Genomic DNA, 20095 nt, shown 5'->3' with positions numbered 1-20095 from the left:
ACGATACAGACGAGGTGGGCGAGATGCCGGGCGTGACGCTGAAGACCGTGGCGAAGGCCGTGGGCGTGTCGCCGTCGACCGTCTCGAACGCCTACAACAAGCCCGACCAGCTCTCCACCGCACTGCGCGAGCGGATCCTGGCCACCGCCCAGGAGCTCGGGTACGCCGGTCCGGACGCATCGGCGCGCGCCCTGCGCAGCGGGAAGGCGGGCGCGGTCGGGGTGCTGTTCACCGACAAGCTGGCCTACGCCTTCTCGGACCCGTACGCGGTCGGCTTCCTGGCCGGGCTGGCGGAGGTCGCCGAGGAGTTCGCCACCAGCCTGCTGCTGATGCCGCTCAGCTCCACGGACATCGCGGGCGGGAGCAACGCCGTACAGCAGGCGGCGATCGACGCGGCGGCGATCTTCTGCGTGCCGGCCGGTCATCCGGCGCTCGAGATCCTGGCGAACCGCGGGATCCCCGCGGTGTCGACCGATCGGGGCGACCACCCGGACCTGTCCTGGGTCGCGATCGACGAGGTCGAGGCGGCCGCCCAACTGGGCGAGCACCTGGCCCGGCTCGGTCACCGCGACGTCGTCGTCCTGGTCGACAACGCGCAGGCGGCCGGCGGCCGGCCGGTGGAGCTGACGCTCGACGAGGTCGGGTACACCGACTGCGAGCTGCGGATCCGCGGCCTGCAGAAGACCATGCCCGACGCGCGACTGCGAATCGTGTCCGGCGGGCACAACGCGATCGCGTCCGGCCTGAAGGGCGCGGAGTACGTGCTCGACTCGCAGGACCGGCCGACCGCCATCGTCGGACTGAGCGACGTCCAGGCGCTCGGCGCGTTGGAGGCGATGAAGGTCCGGGGGCTGACCCCGGGCCGGGATCTATCACTGGCCGGCTTCGACGACATCCCGGCAGCGGCCGCGGCCGGACTCACCACGGTTCGCCAGCCGATCAAGGACAAGGGCCGCGCGGTCGGCCGGATCCTGCTCGACCCGGCCAGCACCGAACGCCAACTGATGATGCCGACCCAGCTCATCGTCCGCTCCAGCAGCGGACCGGCGCCCAAGCACTGACAACCCCACACAGACCTCCCCGGGACCGTCCGGTACCCGGGTCGATCAACCACGCTCTCAGGAGGGAGCAGAACCATGACGTACTTCATCGCCGGCAACACCGCTGTCGAGAACACTCGCAGCCTCGCCCAGTCGGCCCTCCCGAACGCTCCCCAGCAGCCGTACGACGAGCCCGTCCGCAACCGCGCGATCCGCACCCGGTTGAGCGCCGTACTGCGGTCCGTCGCCGAACGCGAACTCCGCCTCGCCAACCGCATCGACCCCACTCCCACCTGCCCGACCGCCGCGAGCTGAACTTGTTTTGTCGGACCGGTCTGGCACTCTGAAGGGCGATGAGTGAGCCAGGGGTGTTGCTGACTACGCGGGCGATGGTGCTGCACGACCTCGCCGCGCGCGGCTTCGACGACGCGGTGATGGTGTCCTTGCTGGAGGACGCCGTCGCCGGTCGTCAGTGGTGGCTGGACCAGTGGCCCGACGGCGCCGAACACATCGCCGGCCTGGTCGCCCAGGACGTCCAGGACCGCCTGGTCGACTCCGGGGTCCGCTGGCCGCGCTGCACCGCCTGCGACGACCTGCACGATCACGAGCTGCGCATCGAGCCGGAGCTCGGCCCCGACCCGCACTGGGTCTGCGAGCGCGCCGGCATCTCCGTCGCACCCCTGGGGCGGCTGACCTGACCCTTCCGGGAGATACCTGATTGCTCTACATGTAGCCAGACTACTATTGTCTGTCTACATGAAGGTCTTGCACGTACTCCGGGCCCTGTCCGGCCTGCACGCGGTGGCGATCTGCCTGCAGCCGGTCTTCGCCGGGATCTACCTGAACGGCTCCCCCGGCGGCCTGCGGATGCACGAACCGATCGGGCACGCGCTGGCCTACCTCGGCCTCGCGCAATTGCTGGCAGCAACGATCTGGTGGCGCAAGGGCGGGCGCTGGACCGGCCCCGCGGTGAGCCTGCTGATCCTCGCGGGCGAGGCCGTCCAGATCGCGATGGGCTACAGCCGCCACCTCGCGATGCACGTCCCGCTGGGCATCGGGCTGGTCGCGAGCACGGTGGCGTTCGCGTTCTGGATCATCCGGAGGCCGGCATGATCACCCTCGAGCCGCAACCGGCGGCCAAGGTACGCCGTCCGCGCGTCAGCCTGCACGTCCTGCGCATCACCCTCGTCCTGCACGCGGTCATGATCATCGCCCAGCCGATCGCGGCCGGGTACTTCCTGGCCGGCAACGTCGACGCGATCGCACCGCACACAGCCGTCGGCGGCACGATCTGGATGATCGCAATGCTCCAGACTGTCGCCGCCGCCTGCTACACGCTCGTCGGCCGCGGCCGGATCTGGCCGGCTGTCGTGTCCCCGATCCTGGTCGTCGCCGAGTTCGTGCAGCTCACCTACGGCCACCTGCAGAACTTCGCCGTCCACGTCCCGCTCGGCACCGCCCTCGTCGGCACCGTGATCTGGATGGCGGTCTGGTCGTTCCGTCCCACCGCACGCCTGAACCGCCGGGAGGCGAAACGATGAAGATGTCCCGTCGCGGATTCCTGGCGGTTGCCGGAGGCACCGGCGCCGCCCTCACTCTGACCAGTTGCGGTCAGGAGGCCAGGCCCTCGCAAGCCGGAGAACTCCTGCGCAGCAAGGCGAAACTCCCCGACCCTTTCCAGGTCCCGCTCCCGATCCCGCCGGTGAAGAAGCCGCTCCGCTCCGACGCGAAGGCCGACTACTACCAGGTCGTCCAGCGCACCGCGAGCCTCGAGATCCTGCCCGGTCTCAAGACCGAGGTCATGGGGTACGACGGCCTGCTGCCCGGACCGACCTTCGACGTACGCAGCGGGCGCACCACGGTGATCGAGCAGGTCAACCAACTCGACGTACCGACCGCGGTCCACCTGCACGGCGGCCACACCCCCGCGCCGAGCGACGGCTGGCCGCTGGACCTGATCATGCCGGCGAACGGCCACGGCGGCCACGGCCACCACATGACGGGCGGAAACCCGACGACCGGCAAGCGCACGTACACGTACCCGAACACGCAGCGGGCCGCGACCCTCTGGTACCACGACCACGCGATGGACTACACCGCTCCGCAGGTCTATCGCGGGCTGTTCGGCCTGCACATCGTCCGCGACGACGAGGAGGACAAGCTCCCGCTGCCGAAGGGCGACCGGGAGATCCCGCTCGTGATCGCGGACCGCGCGTTCGACGCGGACGGATCGTTCCTGTATCCGGCCGCGAAGGACGGTCCCGGCGTCGAGTCGAAGTACATGGAAGGGGTCGTCGCGGACGTCACCCTGGTGAACGGCGCTCCGTGGCCGGTGCACGAGGTGGACGCGGTCAGGTACCGGTTCCGGATCCTCAACGCCAGCAACGCCCGCCGGTACGAACTCGCCTTCGACAAGGGGCCCGCGACGTTCGTCCAGATCGGCAGCGACGGCGGCCTGCTCGACAAGCCGATCGAGCACAAGACGCTCGTGATCGCGCCCGCCGAACGGTTCGACGTCATCGTGGACTTCTCGCAGTACCAGCCGGGCGACGAGGTCACGGTCGTCAACAAGCTGGACCAGAACGGAGGAGTCCTGCGCTTCAAGGTCGCCCGCAAGGCGGCCGACGACACGAGCGTCCCGGCGACGTTGTCGTCGTACGCCGTGACGCCGCGGCCGAGTGGCGTCGTACGGCGGGAGTGGCGGTTCCGTCGCGGTAACGCCGGGGGTCATCACGGGTGGACGATCAACGGGAAGGGGTTCGATCCCGCGGTGATGCAGGCCCAGGTGAAGCTGGATCAGTACGAGATCTGGTCGTTCGTCACCGACGTCCATCACCCGGTGCACGTCCATCTGGCGCCGTTCCAGGTCCTGAGCCGCGGCGGTGGCAACCTCTCGGCGTACGACCACGGCTGGAAGGACACCGTCGACATCCGCCCGGCCGAGGTGGTCGAGGTCCTGGTGCGCTTCACCGCCCACAAGGGCAAGTACCTGATCCACTGCCACAACCTCGAGCACGAGGACATGGCGATGATGGCGGGCTTCGAGACGATCTAGGTCCTGTCTGGCAATCCAGCGCCGTAGCGAGGAGGTGCCGCGCCGAGTGCCCCGCAGTAGGCGATGGATTGCCAGACAGGACCTCGTCAGGCTGTTCCCGCGGCGAGGGCCTCGGTGGCCTTGGCGTGCAGGGCCGCACGGTCGACGCCGGCGGCCTCGAGGGCGCGGGCCACGCGGCCGCGATCGGTGGCGAGGAGTCCGACAAGGACCCGCATCGGGCCGAAGCGGGCCCGCTTCGGTTCGGCGTCCATCGCGCGGCGGAGCATCAGCTTCGTCGACTCGCCGATCTGCGGGTCCCGCTCGCGGTCCGGTGTTGCCTCCGGCAACAGTCCGGCCCGGACCGCGACACCCGCGACCGCCAGGCTCTGCTCCCACTCCTGCTCCAGCGCGGTCCGGATCGCGTCCTCGGTGAGCCCGGCGTCGGCCAGCAGCCGCGCGGCGGCCGAGTCCTCGAAAGCGGCCAGGGCGAGCAGCACATGCTCGGCCTCGATCGTCCGGGACCCTTCTCGGCGAGCCTCGTCGCGGGCCGCGTGGACGAGGATCGCCCGCACATCCTTGTGATCCGACATCAGCGCCTCCTCAGGGCGACCCCGGCGGCCATCAGCCGCCGGGCGTGTTTCTTGTGCACGGCCTGCCTGGTGACTCCCAGCACCTCGGCCACGTCGGACCAGCTCCAGCCTGCCCGCATCGCTCGCTCCACCTGGCTGTCCTCCAGCCGGTCGGCCAGCCGGCGCAGCGCCACCACCGCGGCCAGCCCGGCCGCGGGGTCCCCGGGATCCACCAACTCGGTCATATAAGCAACCTAGGTTGACAGGCATGTCTTGTCAACCAAAGTTGCTCGAAGTACCGGGTTGACGACCGCGCCAGACCTTGCCTATATTCAACACATCGGTTGATCAAGGGAATGGTTGATAAAGATGACGATTGACGATGATCAGCTCGACCGGTCGTTCGCGGCGCTGGCCGATCCGGTCCGGCGGGCGATGATCGCGCGGCTGTCCCGCGGGCCGGCCACGGTCAACGAGCTGGCCGAACCGTTCCCGATCACCAAGCAGGCGGTGTCGCGGCACATCCAGGTGCTCGAGACCGCGGGGCTGATCACCCGGACGCGGGACGGCCAGCGCCGCCCGTGCCACCTGGTGCCGGCCGCCCTCGAAGCACTGACGAGCTGGATCGACGAGTACCGGCTCGAAACCGAGCGACGCTTCCGCCGGATGGACGCGTTGCTGACAAGCGTGAAGGAGCAGGAGCAATGAGCGAGACCACGATCAACATCCCGGCCGGCACCCCGTTCGTGGAGGTGACCCGGGAGTTCGACGCCACCCCGGCCCAGCTGTTCCGGATCATGTCCGACCGCGACCTGGTCGCCCAGTGGCTCGGCCCGCGGGACCTGGACGCGACCGTCGAGGAGTACGACGTACGCACCGGCGGCCGGTACCGCTACATCCACCGCGACGAGAGCGGCGAGTACGCGTTCCGCGGCGTCTTCCACACCGTCGAGCCGGACAAGATGGTCATCCAGACCTTCGAGTGGGAGGGCGCACCCGGCGAGGTGTGCATCGAGAAGATGACCCTGGAGCCGACCGAGAAGGGCGTCCGCCTGCACCAGCAGTCGGTGTTCCCGTCGGTCGAGGCCCGCGACCAGTCGGTCGAGTACGGCATGGAGAGCGGCATCCACGACTCGATGGCCCGCCTGGCCGAGCTGCTCGCGAAGGAGAGCTGATCATGAGCCAGGTCGTCATCGATATCTCGGTGTCACTGGACGGTTACGTCACCGGGCCCAATGCCGGCGTCGGCAACGGGCTCGGGGACGGCGGCGAGGCCCTGCACACCTGGGTCTTCGACGGCACCGACGCCGACCGCGCGGTCCTGGACGCGGCGTTCGACGCCACCGGCGCGGTCATCCAGGGCCGGAACCTCTTCGACGTCATCGACGCCCCGGACGGGTGGAACGACGAGCTGGGGTACGGCGCCAAGCCGACCGGCGAGGTGAACCCGCCGATCTTCGTCGTCACCCACAGCCCGCCGGCGACGACGCGGCTGGGCGACCGGTTCCGCTTCACCGGCAGTCCCGCGGAAGCGATCGCCCGCGCGCGAGAGGTTGCCGGCAGCAAGGACATCATGGTGATGGGCGGTGGGCAGATCTGTCACGCGACGCTCGCCGCCGGGCTGGCCGACGTACTGCGTCTGCACGTGGCACCCGTCGTACTCGGCGGCGGGACCCGGCTGTTCCCGGCCGAGGCCTCACCGGCCGCCGGGCTCGAGTTGATCGACGCGGTGTCGACGCCGGCGGCACAGCACCTCACCTACCGGATCGTGAAGGAGAAGTAGCCGTGGGCAACGTTATTGCCAGCGCCGTGGTGTCGCTGGACGGGTTCGTCGCGGACACCGAGGACAACATCGGGCCGTTGTTCGACTGGTACTACAACGGCCCGGTCGAGGTGTACGGGTCGGATCCGGGCCGGCCGTTCCAGGTCAGCCCGGCGAGTGCGGAGTACATCGAATCCACCTGGCCGAAGGTGCGTTCGTGCATCATCGGGCGGCGGCTGTTCGACATCACGAACGGCTGGGACGGCGTACCGGCGGTCGGCGAACACGTCTTCGTCGTCACGCACGAGCCTCCGTCCGACTGGCCGTTCCCCGACGCGCCGTTCACGTTCGTCAACGGCATCGAGGAAGCGGTCGCACAGGCCAAGGCGTACGCCGGGGACGCCGACGTCACCATCACCGGCGGCAACCTCACCGGCCAGGCCCTCGCCGCCGGCCTCGTCGACGAGATCGCCTACAGCCTCGTCCCCGCCCTCCTCGGTACCGGCCGCCGCTTCTTCGGCGACTACGTTGGCCCCACCGTCCTCCTCGACAACCCCCGAGTCGTCGAAGGCAACCGCGTCACCCACCTCCACTACCGCGTCATCCGGTAGAAAGGCCGCATGGGCGCCAAGACCTGGATGCTGATGTACGCCGACGGTGACATCGCTTCCGTACTTCGATCTCACCCGCAACCGGACCGCGACGCGAGCCGGGCCGTGCTCGAGCGGCTCCATCCGGAGGCACGGCTCAGCCCTCTTGAGGACGGGAACCTCGCAGAGGATGCGAATCCACGCGACGGCAAGGTGTACGCCGGTGTGTATCCAGGGCTGACCGTGGTGACGACGGAGGATGTTGCTCTCGACTATCCGTCCAGGCTGCCGCAGCGGTTCGTCGACGAGGCTCAGGGACGCACGCTGTACTTGCATGCGATGCACAGCGTTGTCGACTGGTTCGCGTACGCGATCTGGGTCGACGGGGTGCTGCGGCGGTCGCTGAGCCTGGCGCCGGAGGACGGGATCATCGAGAACATCGGTGCGCAGCTGGACTTCGAGAAGCCGTACTGGGCCGGTGAGCATCCGGTCGAGGTGGACGAGGACGACCCGCCCTACCCGTTCGTCTTCCATCCGCTCGAACTGGGCGAGGAGGCGCTGCGGCACCTGTTCGGGTTCAACTACGAGGGCTGGGTCCAGGACGACGACCCGGACCTTTTTGAGCTCGTGCTGGTGGGTTATCGCCGGAGCTGAGGGTGGTCGGCGATGACGGTGCGGGAGCCGGGGGCTATTTCGGTGAAGCCGGCGTCCTGGACGACCGGGAGGTTGGTGGTCAGCAATTGCTGCCAGTGCTCGGGGCTCGCCGTACGCACCGCGAGCGCGAAGTCCGACGCCTCCCATTCCTTCCGCGCCTCCGCTGACAGCCCCCACCAGGCGAGCTGGGCAGCGTGTCCGCACTGCGCCATCGCCTTGCCGCTGGACATCTCCAGCTCCGGGTTCAACCAGAGCACGGGTACGCCGGCTTCGGCCGGCGGCAGCTCGCCGGAGTCCTCGAAGTCGGTGCCGCTCACCTGGAGCTTGAAGAGATCGTCCGGTACGGCGTCCACCGCAGTCGGCGGAAACACCCGCACCTCGGCTACCGCGGCATCGTCCGCGCCAGGCACGGGGGCGTCGGCGGGTGCGGGGGCTCCGGTTCCGTAGCCGCGGACTGTGATTCCCGGCAGGGCCTCCGCGCGTCGCCACTCGGCGCCGCGGGCGCGCTTGACGATCTTGCGGATGCGGTTGTCCTGCCAGGCGGCCATCGCGTCCGCCCACTCGCCGTCGCCGTACGACCGCTCGTCGGCGAGGATCGCCAGCACCGCGCGAGCCGCCGTCTCCAGCGCATCGGTCTGCGCCGGTCGCGCCCTCTTCTCCACCCGCACCACAAGCGTCAGTACGAACTCCACAGGCGTGAGTCTCTCAGGCCCCACCCCGGTCGACTCTGCCCATCCCGCCCCCGGGGCCACTCCCCGGAAACAATTCGCCGCATGGCGGCAGTTTTGTTCCGGAAAGGCGCGGCGGTCCGCGCCGCTGACCAGTGCGCCGCCGGGGTCGGGGTAAGTTGGGCGGCATGCAGCAGTACCTGGATCTTCTTCGGCATGTGCTGGACAACGGGGTGGAGAAGGGGGACCGGACCGGGACGGGCACATTGAGTGTGTTCGGGTACCAGTCGCGGTACGACCTCCGCCAGGGTTTCCCGGTGGTGACGACGAAGAAGCTGCATCTGCGGTCGGTGATCGGGGAGCTGATCTGGTTCCTCAGCGGGTCGACCAACATCAAGTGGCTGCACGAGAACAACATCTCGATCTGGGACGAGTGGGCCGACGAGGACGGCGACCTCGGTCCGGTGTACGGCTACCAGTGGCGGTCCTGGCCGACCCCGGACGGCCGGCACGTCGACCAGATCGCGAACCTGATCGCCGCGATCAAGAACAACCCGGACTCCCGCCGGCACATCGTCAGCGCCTGGAACGTCGCCGACGTGGACGACATGGCGTTGCCGCCGTGTCACACGATGTTCCAGTTCTACGTCGCGGACGGCCGGCTGTCGTGCCAGCTGTACCAGCGGTCGGCCGACATCTTCCTGGGCGTGCCGTTCAACATCGCGTCGTACGCGCTGCTCACCCACATGGTCGCGCAGCAGACCGGTCTCGAGGCCGGCGACTTCGTCCACACCCTCGGCGACGCGCACCTGTACCTGAACCACCTCGACCAGGCCCGCCTGCAGCTCACCCGCGACCCACGGCCGCTGCCGACGCTGCAGCTCCACAAGAGGGACTCGATCGACGGTTACGAGATCGCCGACGTCGAGCTGATCGGCTACGACCCGCATCCCGGTATCAAGGCCCCCATCGCTGTATGACCGTGATCCTGATCGCCGCGGTCGGCCGCAACGGTGTGATCGGGCGGGACAACGACCTGCCCTGGCGGATCCGCGAGGACCTCCAGCACTTCAAGCAGCTCACGCTCGGCCACACCCTCGTGATGGGCCGCAAGACCTACGACTCGATCGGCCGCCCGCTCCCGGGCCGCCGTACCGTCGTCGTCACCCGCCAGACCGACTGGTCCGCCGACGGCGTCGACGTCGTCCACACCCTCGACGACGCTCTCGGGTACGACGGCACGCTGTACGTCGCCGGCGGCGGAGAGATCTACCGCCAGGCCCTCCCGCACGCCGGCGCCCTCGAACTCACCGAGGTCGACCAGTCCCCCGCCGGCGACGTTACGTTCCCCGAGATCGACCAGGCAGACTGGACCGAAACGGCACGGGAGCCCCACGACGGCTTCGCGTTCGTTAGTTATCGCCGCAGCTAACAACGAGTAGGCAACGAGGGAGCCAGGGGGACCTGGAACCGCGTAGATTGTGTGCGCGTCACGGAGGTATCCAGGGCGCCTCTCGGAGGGGAACACGATGACCGAAGCCGACAACACCGCTGCTCAGCCTGCTGCCGCTCAACCTGCCGCGCAGCCTGCCGCCGCGCCGTTGCAGCCGCCGACGGCCACCGCGCCGGGGTTGGTACTGACCGCACCGCCGCCGTCACAGCCGGTTGCCGCGACGACCGCGCCGACGATGGCGCCTGCCGTCGACCCGGCCGCACTGCCGGGGCTGGACAGCAAGGTGGACACGTTCCTGACCGCGCTGATGGCGGCCGAGCCGCGCTCGCCGGAGTTCGCGTCCAAGGCCGGCGACGTGCGCAGCATGGGTGACGTCGACATCCGCTCCGCCGCCGAGAGTTCGAACCGGCTGCTCCAGTCGCCGGTCCGCGCGCTGCAGGAGGGCGGCCTGTCCGAGGGCTCGACCGTCGGCAAGACGCTGCTCGAGCTCCGCCGTACGGTCGAGGAACTGGACCCGAAGGAAGCGACCGGGGTGAAGAAGTTCCTCGGGATGATCCCGTTCGGCGACAAGATCGAGGACTACTTCCGCAAGTACCAGAGCGCGCAGGGCCACCTCGAGGGCATCCTGCACAGCCTGCGCAACGGCCAGGACGAGCTCGGCAAGGACAACGCCGCGCTGAACCTGGAGAAGCAGCAGCTCTGGGACGCGATGACCCGGCTGAACCAGTACGTGTACGTCGCCGAGCGCCTGGACGCGCGGTTGTCCGCGGCGATCGCGGAGCTCGAGGCGACCGACCCGGAGAAGGCGAAGGCGTTCCGCGAGGACGTGCTGTTCTACGTCCGGCAGAAGCACCAGGACCTGCTCACCCAGCTGGCCGTGTCGATCCAGAACTACCTGGCCATCGACATCGTGATCAAGAACAACATCGAGCTGATCAAGGGCGTCGACCGCGCGTCCACCACCACGGTCTCGGCGCTGCGTACGGCGGTCATCGTCGCGCAGGCGCTGAGCAACCAGAAGCTGGTGCTGGACCAGATCAGCGCGCTGAACTCCACGACCAGCACCATGATCGAGCGCACCTCGCAGATGCTGAAGGACAACTCGGTGGCGATCCAGCAGCAGGCCGCGTCGGCGACCATCGGGCTGCCGCAGCTGCAGGCGGCGTTCGCGAACATCTACGCGACCATGGACGCGATCGACACCTTCAAGGTGGAGGCGCTGGACAACATGGCCGCGACGATCGGCACGCTGGAGACCGAAGTGACCAAGTCGCGGTCGTACCTGGACCGGGTCGCCCAGCAGAACCAGCAGGTCGTTCACGGGAGCCTGGACCTCGACCTCGGTCGCTGATCCACCCGCAAACACACAGGAAGCAAAAGGGGACGGCGTGGCATTGGGTGACTTCTTCGCGCGGCTGACCGGTCGCAAGGAGGAGCCCGAGCCTGCCCCGGTCCCCAAGCCGCCGACGAACGACGACCTGCTGGCGGCGCTGGTCCGCGTCGAGCAACTGGTCGCGGGCGGCGCCGTACCGGCCGTCGTGGCGTCGCGCGTCGCCCGGGTGGTCAGGGTCGTCCGGGAGACGATCCCGCGGCTCGGCAACCTGGGCGGCAGCGTGCAGGCGTACTCCGTGATGGCGACCGCGACCGACTACCTGCCGGAGGCGATCGGCGGGTACCTGCGACTGCCGCGGCAGTGGGCCGACACCCGCCCGGTGGACCGTGGCAAGACGTCGCTGATGATCCTGATCGACCAGTTGGACCTCTTGGCCGCGACGATGGACAAGGTCTTCGACGCGGTGAACCGGGCCGACGCGGCGGCACTGATCGCGCACGGCAGGTTCCTGCAGGAGAAGTTCGGCACCGGCTCCACCGGCGGAGGCCTGGCGATCGGCCCGACGGAGTCGACCCCGCCTCCGGACCTGGGACCGAGCAGCGGGCCGGCGGGACCACTGGCACCACCACCTGGACGAGGAGGGTCATGAGCGGCACGGGGGGACTTCAGGATGCGTTGACGGCGCTCCTCACAGTCGCGTCTCGAGCGGGTGTGGAGGAAGACCGCGCTCGCGCCGAGGCCCTGTCGCTCGCCGCGGCCCTGGCCGAGTCGGCACCAGGTGCTCCTGCGGACTGGGGCAAGGCTGTCCCGGGCGGGACAACACAGGACTTCTTCGACGCTGCCGTTCGCGGCCGTCGCTGGCGGGGCGCCCCCACTGCCGTACTCACCGAGCTGATCGCCAACGGCTCGCAAGAGAGGGCCTCGTACGCCGAGGCGCTCGCGGAGGTCGCGTCCGCCGCCTGCACGCTGGGCGAGCCCACCATGCGGGTAGTAGGCAACGCATCGGTGGCGGCTGCTGCGCAACTGCAGGCAGCTGGCGTACGAACGCTGCAGGTGGGTGGTGGGCCCGGAACGTCGCCAAAGCCAACGGCCGACAGTGCAGGGACTGGAGAGCACGCGGCAACCGCTGCAACTGCTGCAGCGGCCGAGGCTGAGGTTGAGGCTGAGCCGGCGAAAACGGTCGAGGAGCTGCTTGCGGAGCTGGACGAGCTGACCGGGCTGGATCGCGTCAAGCGGGAGGTGCACCGGCAGGTCGCCGTACTGCGGGTCGAGAAACTGCGGACCGAGGCGGGGCTGAAGAGTCCGACGATCACGCGGCACCTGGTGTTCGTGGGGAATCCGGGGACCGGGAAGACGACGGTCGCACGGCTGGTGAGTGGGATCTACAAGGCGCTCGGCCTGCTGTCCAAGGGCCAACTGGTGGAAGTCGACCGGTCCGAACTCGTGGCCGGGTATCTCGGGCAGACCGCGACGAAGACCGCCGACGTGGTCGCGTCCGCGGCCGGTGGCGTGCTGTTCATCGACGAGGCGTACAGCCTGACCGCGGGCGACAACGGCGCCGATCAGTACGGGCGGGAAGCCGTGGACACCCTGGTCAAGGAGATGGAGGACCGGCGCGACGACCTGGTCGTGATCGTCGCCGGGTATCCCGAGCCGATGGAAGCGTTCATCGCCGCGAACCCCGGGCTGGCCAGCCGGTTCCGGACGACGATCGAGTTCGAGAACTACAGCGACGACGAGCTCACCGACATCCTCACCGGGCTCGCCGAGGCCGCCGACTACGAGCTGGTACCGGAGGCCGTGGACGAGTTCCGTGAGATCCTCGCCGGCACGGTGCGGGATCGGTCGTTCGGCAACGGGCGGTTCGCACGCAACACGCTGGAGGCCGCGATCGGCCGCCAGGCCTGGCGGCTGCGGGACGTGACGGCACCGACGACCGAGCAGTTGCGTCAGATCCTCGCCGAAGACCTGACCGAACAGCCTGAGGAAACCGAGCCGGCCCCAGCGGAGCCCGTGAACCCCCGGGACGAGGTCGCCCAGGACGCCGGAGACGGGGTCTCCGGGGACGGGGAGCCGGGGGCGAGTGACGGTGGTGGGCAGGGGCCTGGTGCCGAAGAGCAGCAGTGTGAGCAAGGAGAGAAGGCGTGACCCAGACGCAGAGTGCGCCGCCCGCGACCTGGTCGCCGGCCCCGCCGCCTGACACGGCGCAGCAGCCGCCCGCCACCCGGACCGCGAACGCACGCGGCGCCGTCGCACAGTGGTTCGACGGTACGCCGGGCCGGATGCGCGCGTTCCTGATCGTCGCCGCCGCGATGAGTGTGGTGTTCGGGGTGGCGGCCTCGCAGGGCTTCGGCCAGGCCGAGGGCGCCCTCGACCGCGCCCAGGCGAACGCCGCCCAGCTGGTCCGTATCCAGGCGATCCACACCAACCTGGTGAGCGCGAACGCCGACGCGACCAACGCGTTCCTGGTCGGCGGTCTCGAGCCGCCGCAGCAGCGCGCACACTTCGTCAACTCGATGGCCGCGGCCGCCGGGCTGATCGCCGACGCCGCCGCCGCGCAGCCCGCCGACCGCGACGTGCTCGGCGCGCTGAACAAGACGCTGATCACCTACGAGGGCCTGATCGAGCAGGCCCGGGCCAACAACCGGCAGGGTCTCCCGATCGGTTCGCAGTACCTGAAAGACGCGAACTCTGTGCTCCAGGACGACTCGCTGCCGCTGGTGAAGGCGCTGGTCGAGGCGAACGAGAAGCGCGTCGACACCGAGTTCGACGGCATCAGCCGCGGCACGATCTGGGTCGTCGCCGGCGGTCTGCTCAGCCTGGTGATCTTCGCTGTCACGCTGCGTTGGCTGGCCCGTCGTACGCACCGCTACCTCAACGTGCCGATCGCGGCCGGTGCGGCTCTCGTGCTGCTCACCACGGTCGTCGGCGGAATCGCGCTGGCGAGCGCGTCCGGCGCGGCGAAGGACACCCGGAACTCGGAGTACGAGCGGACCCTCGCGCTGTCCCGCGCCCGGATCGCGGCGTACGACGCCCGCTCGAACGAGAGCCTGACGCTGATCGCCCGCGGTTCGGGCGAGGAGTTCGACAAGGCGTACACCGCGGCCGCCGCGCAGGTGAACGAGCAGCTCGGGAAGCTCGGGAGCCAGGACTCGGCTCTGGCGACCGCCTGGCGGCAGTACCAGGCCGAGCATGCGAAGGTCCGCAAGGACGACACCGACGGCAAGTGGGACGACGCCGTGAACCGCGCGGTCGGCAAGACCGACGAGGACACGAACTCCGTCAACACCTTCAACGCCTTCGACAAGACATCCGACCAGCACCTGCAGAACGCGAGTACGGCGGTGCAGTCCAAGCTGACCGACGCACGCGACGGGCTGCCGCCGATCGGCTGGCTCGGCATTCCGATCGGCATCGCGGCCGCGCTACTGGTCGCCTGGGGCATGTCGCAGCGCCTGGAGGAGTACCGATGAAGAAGCTGATCCCACTCGCCGCCACCGCCGCCCTCCTCCTCACCGCGTGCACCTCCGGCGACTACGCCGCCACCCAGATCCCGGCGGAGCCCCAGGCGCCGGCGTCGGCCGCCCCGCCCCCGGCGACGGCGCCGTGCACGCCCGCCGAGAAGGCCGCCGAGCTGCAGTCCTACGCACCCGAGGGGCCGTTGCCGGCGCCGATGCAGATGCCGGCCGGTACGACGATGGCGAAGATCCAGCAGCGCGGTCGCCTGATCGCCGGAGTCTCCGCGGACAGCCTGCACCTCGGTGCGCGGAACCCGCTGAGCGGCCAGATCGAGGGCTTCGACATCGACATGGTGAAGGCCGTCGCCACGGCGATCTTCGGCACGTGGGAACGCCACCTCGAGCTCCGGGTGATCTCCAGCCCGCAGCGCATCCCCTTGCTGGAGAACGGGAGCGTCGACATCGTCGCCCGGAACATGACGATCAACTGCGAGCGCTGGAAGCGGATCGCGTTCTCGGCGGAGTACTACCGCTCCGGCCAGAAGACGCTCGTTCAGCGCGACTCGACGGCCAAGGGTCTTCAGGACCTGGACGGCAAGACGATCTGCGCCCCGGCCGGGTCGACCAGCCTGGACAACCTGAAGAAGGCGAACCCGCAGATCAAGCCCGTCACGGCCGACACCGATACCGGCTGCCTGGTGCTGTTCCAGCAGGGCAAGGCGGACGGCATCAGCGGTGACGACACGGTGCTGGCCGGTGACGCCGCGCAGGACCCGTACGCGAAGGTGCTGGACGAACGGATCAGCGACGAGCCGTACGGCCTGGGCATCAATAAGAACCAGAAGGACTTCGTCCGGTTCGTGAACGGTGTGCTCGAGCAGATGAAGACTGGTGGTGAAGGGTCTGCGTGGATGAAGTCCTATAACGGCTGGCTCTTCGAGGACCTGGGCAAAGCCGTTCCGCCGACGCCCCAGTACGGCCGCCGATGACAGTCCGTACGCCGACCGTCTCGGCGCCGGCTCCGCCGGGGAGGATGGGGAGCAGTGTTCCGGCTACGGAGCTGCTGTCCTTTCTCACCGCGCTCGGGGAGTGGCGGGATCGGCGGAAGGCGGAGCTGGACGAGTTGGATCAGGCCGCCTTGCATTCGCCGGACGCGGACGCGTTGAGTGCGGACGTCGTGCTCAGCATGGCAGTCTGGAAGGCGGTCTCGGACCGGTACGAGCTGATCCTGGTCACCTGGGACTCGGGCCGGGTCGGGCAGAAGGAGACCGAGCGGATCTCGACGCTGATCTGGGGCGGCCTGGATGCCGGCGGCGCGGGCGGGTCGCTCGCCGTGTCGTTGCCCGAGGCATGCAAACTGTCGGACGCGCTGGCATCCACACTGCGGGCCAAGCTCGCCCTCGACCCCGGCGACGCCGACCGGGCCGCCCGGCTGCGGCAGCTGCGCGCGCAGGTCGAGCGGATCAGCGACCTGGTCAAACTGGAGCCGGCCAACGTTCGCAACGACGCCCTGGCCAAGCACCACGACCTCGACCGCCGGCTGACGGATCTTGCCGAGCGCAACAAACGCGGCGCCGACATCGGCGGTCTGATCGGTCCGTTCGAGATCGACGCCGCCAAGGTGGAGCGGGACCTGATCGTCGGCGCCGCCACCCGCAAGGAGCGTGCCGCCGACGTCGCCCGGGCCCGTTCCCTGCGCAGCGAGCTCGAGGCGCAGGGTACGGCGGTCCGCGCGCTCGCCGACAAGGCTGTCGCCACGGTCAGCCCGGCCCCGCGTCTCGCCGTACCGGATGTGACCGCGCTCGGAGCGGTGCCGAACACCCCGGCCGAGCTCGAGAAGTACCTGACCCGGCTGGACGCCGTACGACGAGCGCTCGGGCAGGCGCAGGCGGCGTACGGCGCTGCTCTGCAACGACGTGACGAACTCGCCCAGCTGCTGGACGCCTACCAGGTGAAGGCGGCAAGTGTTGCCGCGGGCAACGAAGATCTCGCCGAGCTGTACCGGCGTGGCCGAGCCGCGATCGACAGCGAGCCGGTCGACCTGCGTCGACTCGGCGCACTGGTAGCGGCCTACCAGGCCTACCTGGAAGGGACAAGATGACGACCACCACCGCCTGCACCCAGCCGGGCTGCACCGGCTCCATCGTGGACGGGTACTGCGACGTCTGCGGCTCCCCCGCTGCCCCGAGCGCCGCCGCCACCAGCGCCCCCGCCGCCAGCACTCCCGCCGCCGCGGCGGCCCCGGCCACCGGACGGTGCACGCAGCCCGGGTGCACCGGCACCTACGTCGACGGGTACTGCGACGTCTGCGGCTCGCCCGCGGCGAGCGGTGGGACCGCGTCCGCCGACCCGGATCCGATCAGCTCGGTGTCGACCGTCTCCCGCGCCTCCAACCGGCTCGCGTCGACACCGCTCGGCTCGGCCCGCGCGGCCGAGGCAGGCTCGAAGCTGACCCGCAAACTCGGTACGTCGTCCACCCGGCTGCGCGGCGCCCGCCTCGGCGCCGGGCTGACCCACGTGCCGGCGATCCCCGCGATCGACGCCAGCAAGGCGATCCTGGCGAACCCGATGGTCCCGGAGGAGCGCCGGAACTGCCCGAGCTGCGGCCACGCCGTCGGCCGGTCGCGCAACGGCCAGCCCGGCCGCACCGAGGGCTTCTGCCCGAACTGCCGCAGCCGGTTCTCGTTCTCGCCGAAGCTGCACCCGGGCGACCTGGTCGCCGGCCAGTACCAGGTGGCGGGCTGCCTCGCGCACGGTGGATTCGGCTGGATCTACATGGCCCAGGACAAGAACGTGTCCGACCGCTGGGTGGTCCTGAAGGGCCTGCTGAACTCCGAGGACCCGGACGCGGTCGCCTCGGCGATCGCCGAGCAGCAGTTCCTGGCCCGCGTCGAGCACCCGCTGATCGTCGAGATCTACAACTTCGTCACCCACGAAGGCGCCGGCTACATCGTCATGGAGTACGTCGGCGGCACCTCGCTGAAGACGCTGCTCAAACAGCGCATGGCCGCGAACAACGGCCAGTACGACGCGCTGCCGATCGACCAGGCGATCGCGTACATCCTGGAGATCATCCCGGCGTTCTCGTACCTGCACGACCTCGGCCTGGTGTACTGCGACTTCAAGCCGGACAACATCATCCAGGTCGGTGACGCGGTCAAGCTGATCGACCTCGGCGGTGTCCGGCGCATCGACGACCTGGACTCGGCGATCTACGGCACAGTCGGCTTCCAGGCGCCCGAGGTCGCCGAGGTCGGCCCGTCGATCGCCTCCGACATCTACACGCTCGGCCGGACGCTGTGCGTGCTGGCGATGGAGTTCCGCGGGTACCAGAGCCGGTACGTCGACACGCTGCCGCCGGTCAGCGAAGTGCCGCTGTTCCAGAAGTACGACTCCGTGTACCGCCTGCTGGCCAAGGCGTGCGCGAAGGACCCGGCCGACCGTTTCCAGTCCGCCGACGAGTTCCGCGTCCAGCTGCTCGGCGTACTGCGTGAGGTGGTAGCGGAGCGTCAGGGCACCAAGGCGGCGCAGCACTCGACGTCGTCGCTGCTGTTCGGTACGCCGGGCGACAAGGCTGCCGGACTGGGTGAGGCTGCCGCGCCGTGGCAGCAGCTGCCGTCGCTGGCGCCGGACGAGAGCGACAAGATGGCGGGCTGGTTGAAGACCGTCAGCGTGCCGGACCCGCAGAAGCGGCTGGAGCTGTTGATCGACGCGCCGGAGCAGTCGCCGCAGACACTGCTGGAGATCGCGGAGGCGGCGCTGGAGGTCGGACCGGAGCGCTACGACATGGTCGACACCGCGGTGAACGACCTGCTCAGTGCCGACCCGTGGGAGTGGCGTGCGGTCTGGATGTCCGGACTGGTCGCCCTGGCCCGCGCTGACTCGGCCGCCGCGCAGTCCGCGTTCAACGCCGTCTACGGCCAGGTGCCGGGCGAGCTGGCACCGAAGCTGGCGCTGGCGGTCGCCTGTGAGCACAGCGGCGAGTTCGACGTTGCTGAGGGCCTCTACCTCACCTGTGCACGCACCGACGCCAACTACATCGCACCTTCCGCTTTCGGCCTGGCCAACATCCGGACGTCGCGCAACGATCTGGACGGCGCGCTCGGAGCACTCGAGCTGGTGCCGCCGACCAGCGGCGCGTACGTGCGGGCTCGTCGCCAGCGAGCCGGACTACTGGCAGGATCGGGGCGTGGCCTTCCCGCGCTCGCCCAGGCGATGGACAGCATCGCGACGCTGACCATCGACCCGGTCGACCGGGCCAACCTGGCCGCGAACGTGTTCCGGACCGCGCTGAGCGAAGTACAGCAGTCGGGTCCGCAGGAGGCCCTGCGGATCGACGGACGGGCAGCCACCGAGACCTCCCTGCGGGACGGGCTCGAGGCCACCTACCGGTTGCTGGCCGACCAGGCCCAGACCCGGCCGGAACGGATCGCCCTGGTCGACCTGGCCAACGAGGTTCGAGGATGGACGTTGCGATGACGAGTACGACCGACACGGTCTGCCCCAGCTGTGGCGGGCCGGTGGCCGAGGCCGACCTGTTCTGCGAGGCCTGCGGCGCCGAGCTCAAGCCGGCCGCGGCGCCCACCACACCGGCCCTGGACACCGACACCGAGCCCACGGTCGAGATCGGTACGCCGGCCGCGACCGCCGTCGGCCCGTGCGCCTCGTGCGGCGGCACCGTCGGCGCGGACGGGTACTGCGAGACGTGCGGCACCAAGGCGGCCAAGCCGCGGGACCACTTCACGGAGCAGCCCGCGCCGTGGGTGGGCGGGGTGTGCGACCGCGGCATCCGGCACACCCGGAACGAGGACGCGATGGCCATCGCCGCCGACGCCGAGCCTGGCAGCCGGGCGCTGCTGGTGGTCTGTGACGGCGTCAGCTCGTCGCTCGACTCCGACGTCGCCTCACTGGCCGCTGCCCGGGCGGCGCGCGACGTACTCGACGCCGGCCACGCGCAGGGACTCGGCACCGAGTCGTCCCGGGCCGGCGCGATCGCAGCCCGGCTCAAGGCGGCGGCCGACGCCGCGAACGACGCCGTACTGGACAACACCAGTCCCGACAGCCCGAACCCGGCGTCGTGCACCTTCGTGGCGACCGTGCTGGAGAACGGGCTGCTGGTCGCGGGCAACGTCGGCGACAGCCGGGCGTACTGGTTCCCGGACGAGGCCGAGGCGATCGCGCTGACCGTCGACGACTCGTGGGCCGCCGAGCTGATCGCGACCGGGGTGTCGCGCGCGGAGGCCGAGTCCGGGCCGCACGCGCACGCGATCACCCGCTGGCTCGGCAAGGACGCGCCGGACCACACGCCGCGGATCACGACACTGCAGATCAGCGGGCCGGGCTGGCTGATGGTCTGCTCGGACGGCCTGTGGAACTACTGCTCCGAGGCGGCACCGCTGGCCGACCTCGTACGTCAGACAGCTGCGGACAACAACGGCGAGCCGAAGGCCACCGCGTCCGCCCTGGTCGACTGGGCCAACGCCCAGGGCGGCCAGGACAACATCACCGTCGCCTTGGCGCGGATCTAGGGAGAG

24 protein-coding genes are annotated in these 20095 nt (G+C 69.7%); 21 read left to right on the top strand and 3 right to left on the bottom strand.

Features of this window, described 5'->3' with window-relative positions:
- Nucleotides 1–23: 23 nt before the first annotated feature.
- From BJY22_RS11870 to BJY22_RS11845, 6 genes are all read left to right on the top strand, one after another.
- Nucleotides 24–1061, top strand: a complete 1038-nt coding sequence (locus tag BJY22_RS11870) for a LacI family DNA-binding transcriptional regulator (RefSeq protein WP_167206168.1) — start codon at nt 24–26, stop codon at nt 1059–1061.
- 75 nt (nt 1062–1136) lie between these two features.
- Complete coding sequence (locus BJY22_RS11865) at nt 1137–1355, top strand: hypothetical protein (protein WP_167206166.1); 219 nt, start codon at nt 1137–1139, stop codon at nt 1353–1355.
- A gap of 38 nt (nt 1356–1393) precedes the next feature.
- On the top strand, nt 1394–1738 hold the full coding sequence (locus BJY22_RS11860) for a hypothetical protein (protein WP_167206164.1): 345 nt from the start codon (nt 1394–1396) through the stop codon (nt 1736–1738).
- 58 nt (nt 1739–1796) lie between these two features.
- Nucleotides 1797–2153, top strand: coding sequence for a hypothetical protein (locus tag BJY22_RS11855; RefSeq protein ID WP_167206162.1), 357 nt, complete (start codon nt 1797–1799; stop codon nt 2151–2153).
- A complete protein-coding gene (locus BJY22_RS11850; protein WP_202891077.1) occupies nt 2150–2581 on the top strand; it encodes a hypothetical protein in 432 nt (143 codons plus the stop codon). The genes BJY22_RS11855 and BJY22_RS11850 overlap by 4 nt, the downstream gene beginning before the upstream one ends.
- Nucleotides 2578–4095: a multicopper oxidase domain-containing protein gene (locus BJY22_RS11845; protein ID WP_167206161.1), complete on the top strand. Its 1518-nt coding sequence runs from the start codon at nt 2578–2580 to the stop codon at nt 4093–4095. Before BJY22_RS11850 ends, BJY22_RS11845 begins: the two co-directional genes overlap by 4 nt.
- An 86-nt stretch (nt 4096–4181) precedes the next feature.
- Here the strand turns inward: BJY22_RS11845 and BJY22_RS11840 are convergent, their stop codons facing one another.
- Both BJY22_RS11840 and BJY22_RS11835 read right to left on the bottom strand, forming a co-directional pair.
- Complete coding sequence (locus BJY22_RS11840; RefSeq protein WP_167206158.1) at nt 4182–4664, bottom strand: Clp protease N-terminal domain-containing protein; 483 nt, start codon at nt 4662–4664, stop codon at nt 4182–4184.
- A complete protein-coding gene (locus BJY22_RS11835) occupies nt 4664–4888 on the bottom strand; it encodes a hypothetical protein (RefSeq protein WP_167206156.1) in 225 nt (74 codons plus the stop codon). The genes BJY22_RS11840 and BJY22_RS11835 overlap by 1 nt, the downstream gene beginning before the upstream one ends.
- 124 nt (nt 4889–5012) lie before the next feature.
- On the opposite strand from BJY22_RS11835, the gene BJY22_RS11830 reads away from it, so the two are divergent.
- The 5 genes from BJY22_RS11830 to BJY22_RS11810 are packed head-to-tail and all read left to right on the top strand — an operon-like array spanning nt 5013 to nt 7649.
- Nucleotides 5013–5351 (top strand): ArsR/SmtB family transcription factor, encoded by a 339-nt coding sequence (locus tag BJY22_RS11830; RefSeq protein WP_167206155.1) that lies wholly within the window; start codon nt 5013–5015, stop codon nt 5349–5351.
- Nucleotides 5348–5818, top strand: coding sequence for an SRPBCC domain-containing protein (locus BJY22_RS11825; RefSeq protein ID WP_167206153.1), 471 nt, complete (start codon nt 5348–5350; stop codon nt 5816–5818). Before BJY22_RS11830 ends, BJY22_RS11825 begins: the two co-directional genes overlap by 4 nt.
- A 2-nt stretch (nt 5819–5820) precedes the next feature.
- Entirely contained in the window at nt 5821–6426 is a 606-nt protein-coding gene (locus BJY22_RS11820) for a dihydrofolate reductase family protein (RefSeq protein ID WP_167206151.1), read from the top strand.
- 2 nt (nt 6427–6428) lie between these two features.
- The gene (locus BJY22_RS11815) at nt 6429–7016 is read left to right on the top strand and encodes a dihydrofolate reductase family protein (RefSeq protein WP_167206149.1); all 588 of its coding nucleotides are present in this window, start codon (nt 6429–6431) and stop codon (nt 7014–7016) included.
- A gap of 9 nt (nt 7017–7025) precedes the next feature.
- Nucleotides 7026–7649, top strand: a complete 624-nt coding sequence (locus tag BJY22_RS11810) for a DUF6928 family protein (RefSeq protein ID WP_167206147.1) — start codon at nt 7026–7028, stop codon at nt 7647–7649.
- Here the strand turns inward: BJY22_RS11810 and BJY22_RS11805 are convergent.
- The gene (locus BJY22_RS11805; protein WP_337758544.1) at nt 7634–8341 is read right to left on the bottom strand and encodes a peptidyl-tRNA hydrolase; all 708 of its coding nucleotides are present in this window, start codon (nt 8339–8341) and stop codon (nt 7634–7636) included. The two genes, BJY22_RS11810 and BJY22_RS11805, sit on opposite strands and share 16 nt — an antisense overlap.
- Before the next feature lie 164 nt (nt 8342–8505).
- On the opposite strand from BJY22_RS11805, the gene BJY22_RS11800 reads away from it, so the two are divergent.
- From BJY22_RS11800 to BJY22_RS11755, 10 genes are all read left to right on the top strand, one after another.
- Nucleotides 8506–9297, top strand: a complete 792-nt coding sequence (locus tag BJY22_RS11800; protein ID WP_167206143.1) for a thymidylate synthase — start codon at nt 8506–8508, stop codon at nt 9295–9297.
- The gene (locus BJY22_RS11795; RefSeq protein ID WP_167206141.1) at nt 9294–9749 is read left to right on the top strand and encodes a dihydrofolate reductase; all 456 of its coding nucleotides are present in this window, start codon (nt 9294–9296) and stop codon (nt 9747–9749) included. The genes BJY22_RS11800 and BJY22_RS11795 overlap by 4 nt, the downstream gene beginning before the upstream one ends.
- A gap of 97 nt (nt 9750–9846) precedes the next feature.
- Nucleotides 9847–11121: a toxic anion resistance protein gene (locus BJY22_RS11790; RefSeq protein ID WP_167206139.1), complete on the top strand. Its 1275-nt coding sequence runs from the start codon at nt 9847–9849 to the stop codon at nt 11119–11121.
- Nucleotides 11122–11158: 37 nt separating this feature from the next.
- Nucleotides 11159–11752: a hypothetical protein gene (locus tag BJY22_RS11785; protein ID WP_167206137.1), complete on the top strand. Its 594-nt coding sequence runs from the start codon at nt 11159–11161 to the stop codon at nt 11750–11752.
- Nucleotides 11749–13251, top strand: coding sequence for an AAA family ATPase (locus tag BJY22_RS11780; protein WP_167206135.1), 1503 nt, complete (start codon nt 11749–11751; stop codon nt 13249–13251). The genes BJY22_RS11785 and BJY22_RS11780 overlap by 4 nt, the downstream gene beginning before the upstream one ends.
- Nucleotides 13248–14576, top strand: a complete 1329-nt coding sequence (locus BJY22_RS11775) for a hypothetical protein (RefSeq protein ID WP_167206133.1) — start codon at nt 13248–13250, stop codon at nt 14574–14576. Before BJY22_RS11780 ends, BJY22_RS11775 begins: the two co-directional genes overlap by 4 nt.
- Nucleotides 14573–15550 carry a glutamate ABC transporter substrate-binding protein gene (locus BJY22_RS11770; protein ID WP_167206131.1) on the top strand — a complete coding sequence of 326 codons (978 nt, stop codon included), beginning with the start codon at nt 14573–14575 and terminating at the stop codon, nt 15548–15550. The genes BJY22_RS11775 and BJY22_RS11770 overlap by 4 nt, the downstream gene beginning before the upstream one ends.
- A 44-nt stretch (nt 15551–15594) precedes the next feature.
- Nucleotides 15595–16662, top strand: coding sequence for a hypothetical protein (locus BJY22_RS11765; RefSeq protein ID WP_238350344.1), 1068 nt, complete (start codon nt 15595–15597; stop codon nt 16660–16662).
- Nucleotides 16659–19040, top strand: a complete 2382-nt coding sequence (locus BJY22_RS11760) for a serine/threonine-protein kinase (RefSeq protein ID WP_167206128.1) — start codon at nt 16659–16661, stop codon at nt 19038–19040. The genes BJY22_RS11765 and BJY22_RS11760 overlap by 4 nt, the downstream gene beginning before the upstream one ends.
- Nucleotides 19025–20089, top strand: a complete 1065-nt coding sequence (locus tag BJY22_RS11755) for a protein phosphatase 2C domain-containing protein (RefSeq protein ID WP_167206126.1) — start codon at nt 19025–19027, stop codon at nt 20087–20089. Before BJY22_RS11760 ends, BJY22_RS11755 begins: the two co-directional genes overlap by 16 nt.
- Nucleotides 20090–20095: the final 6 nt, after the last annotated feature.

This window comes from Kribbella shirazensis (genome assembly GCF_011761605.1).
Lineage (GTDB): Bacteria > Actinomycetota > Actinomycetes > Propionibacteriales > Kribbellaceae > Kribbella > Kribbella shirazensis.
This window is presented reverse-complemented; position numbering and strand designations above follow the sequence as displayed.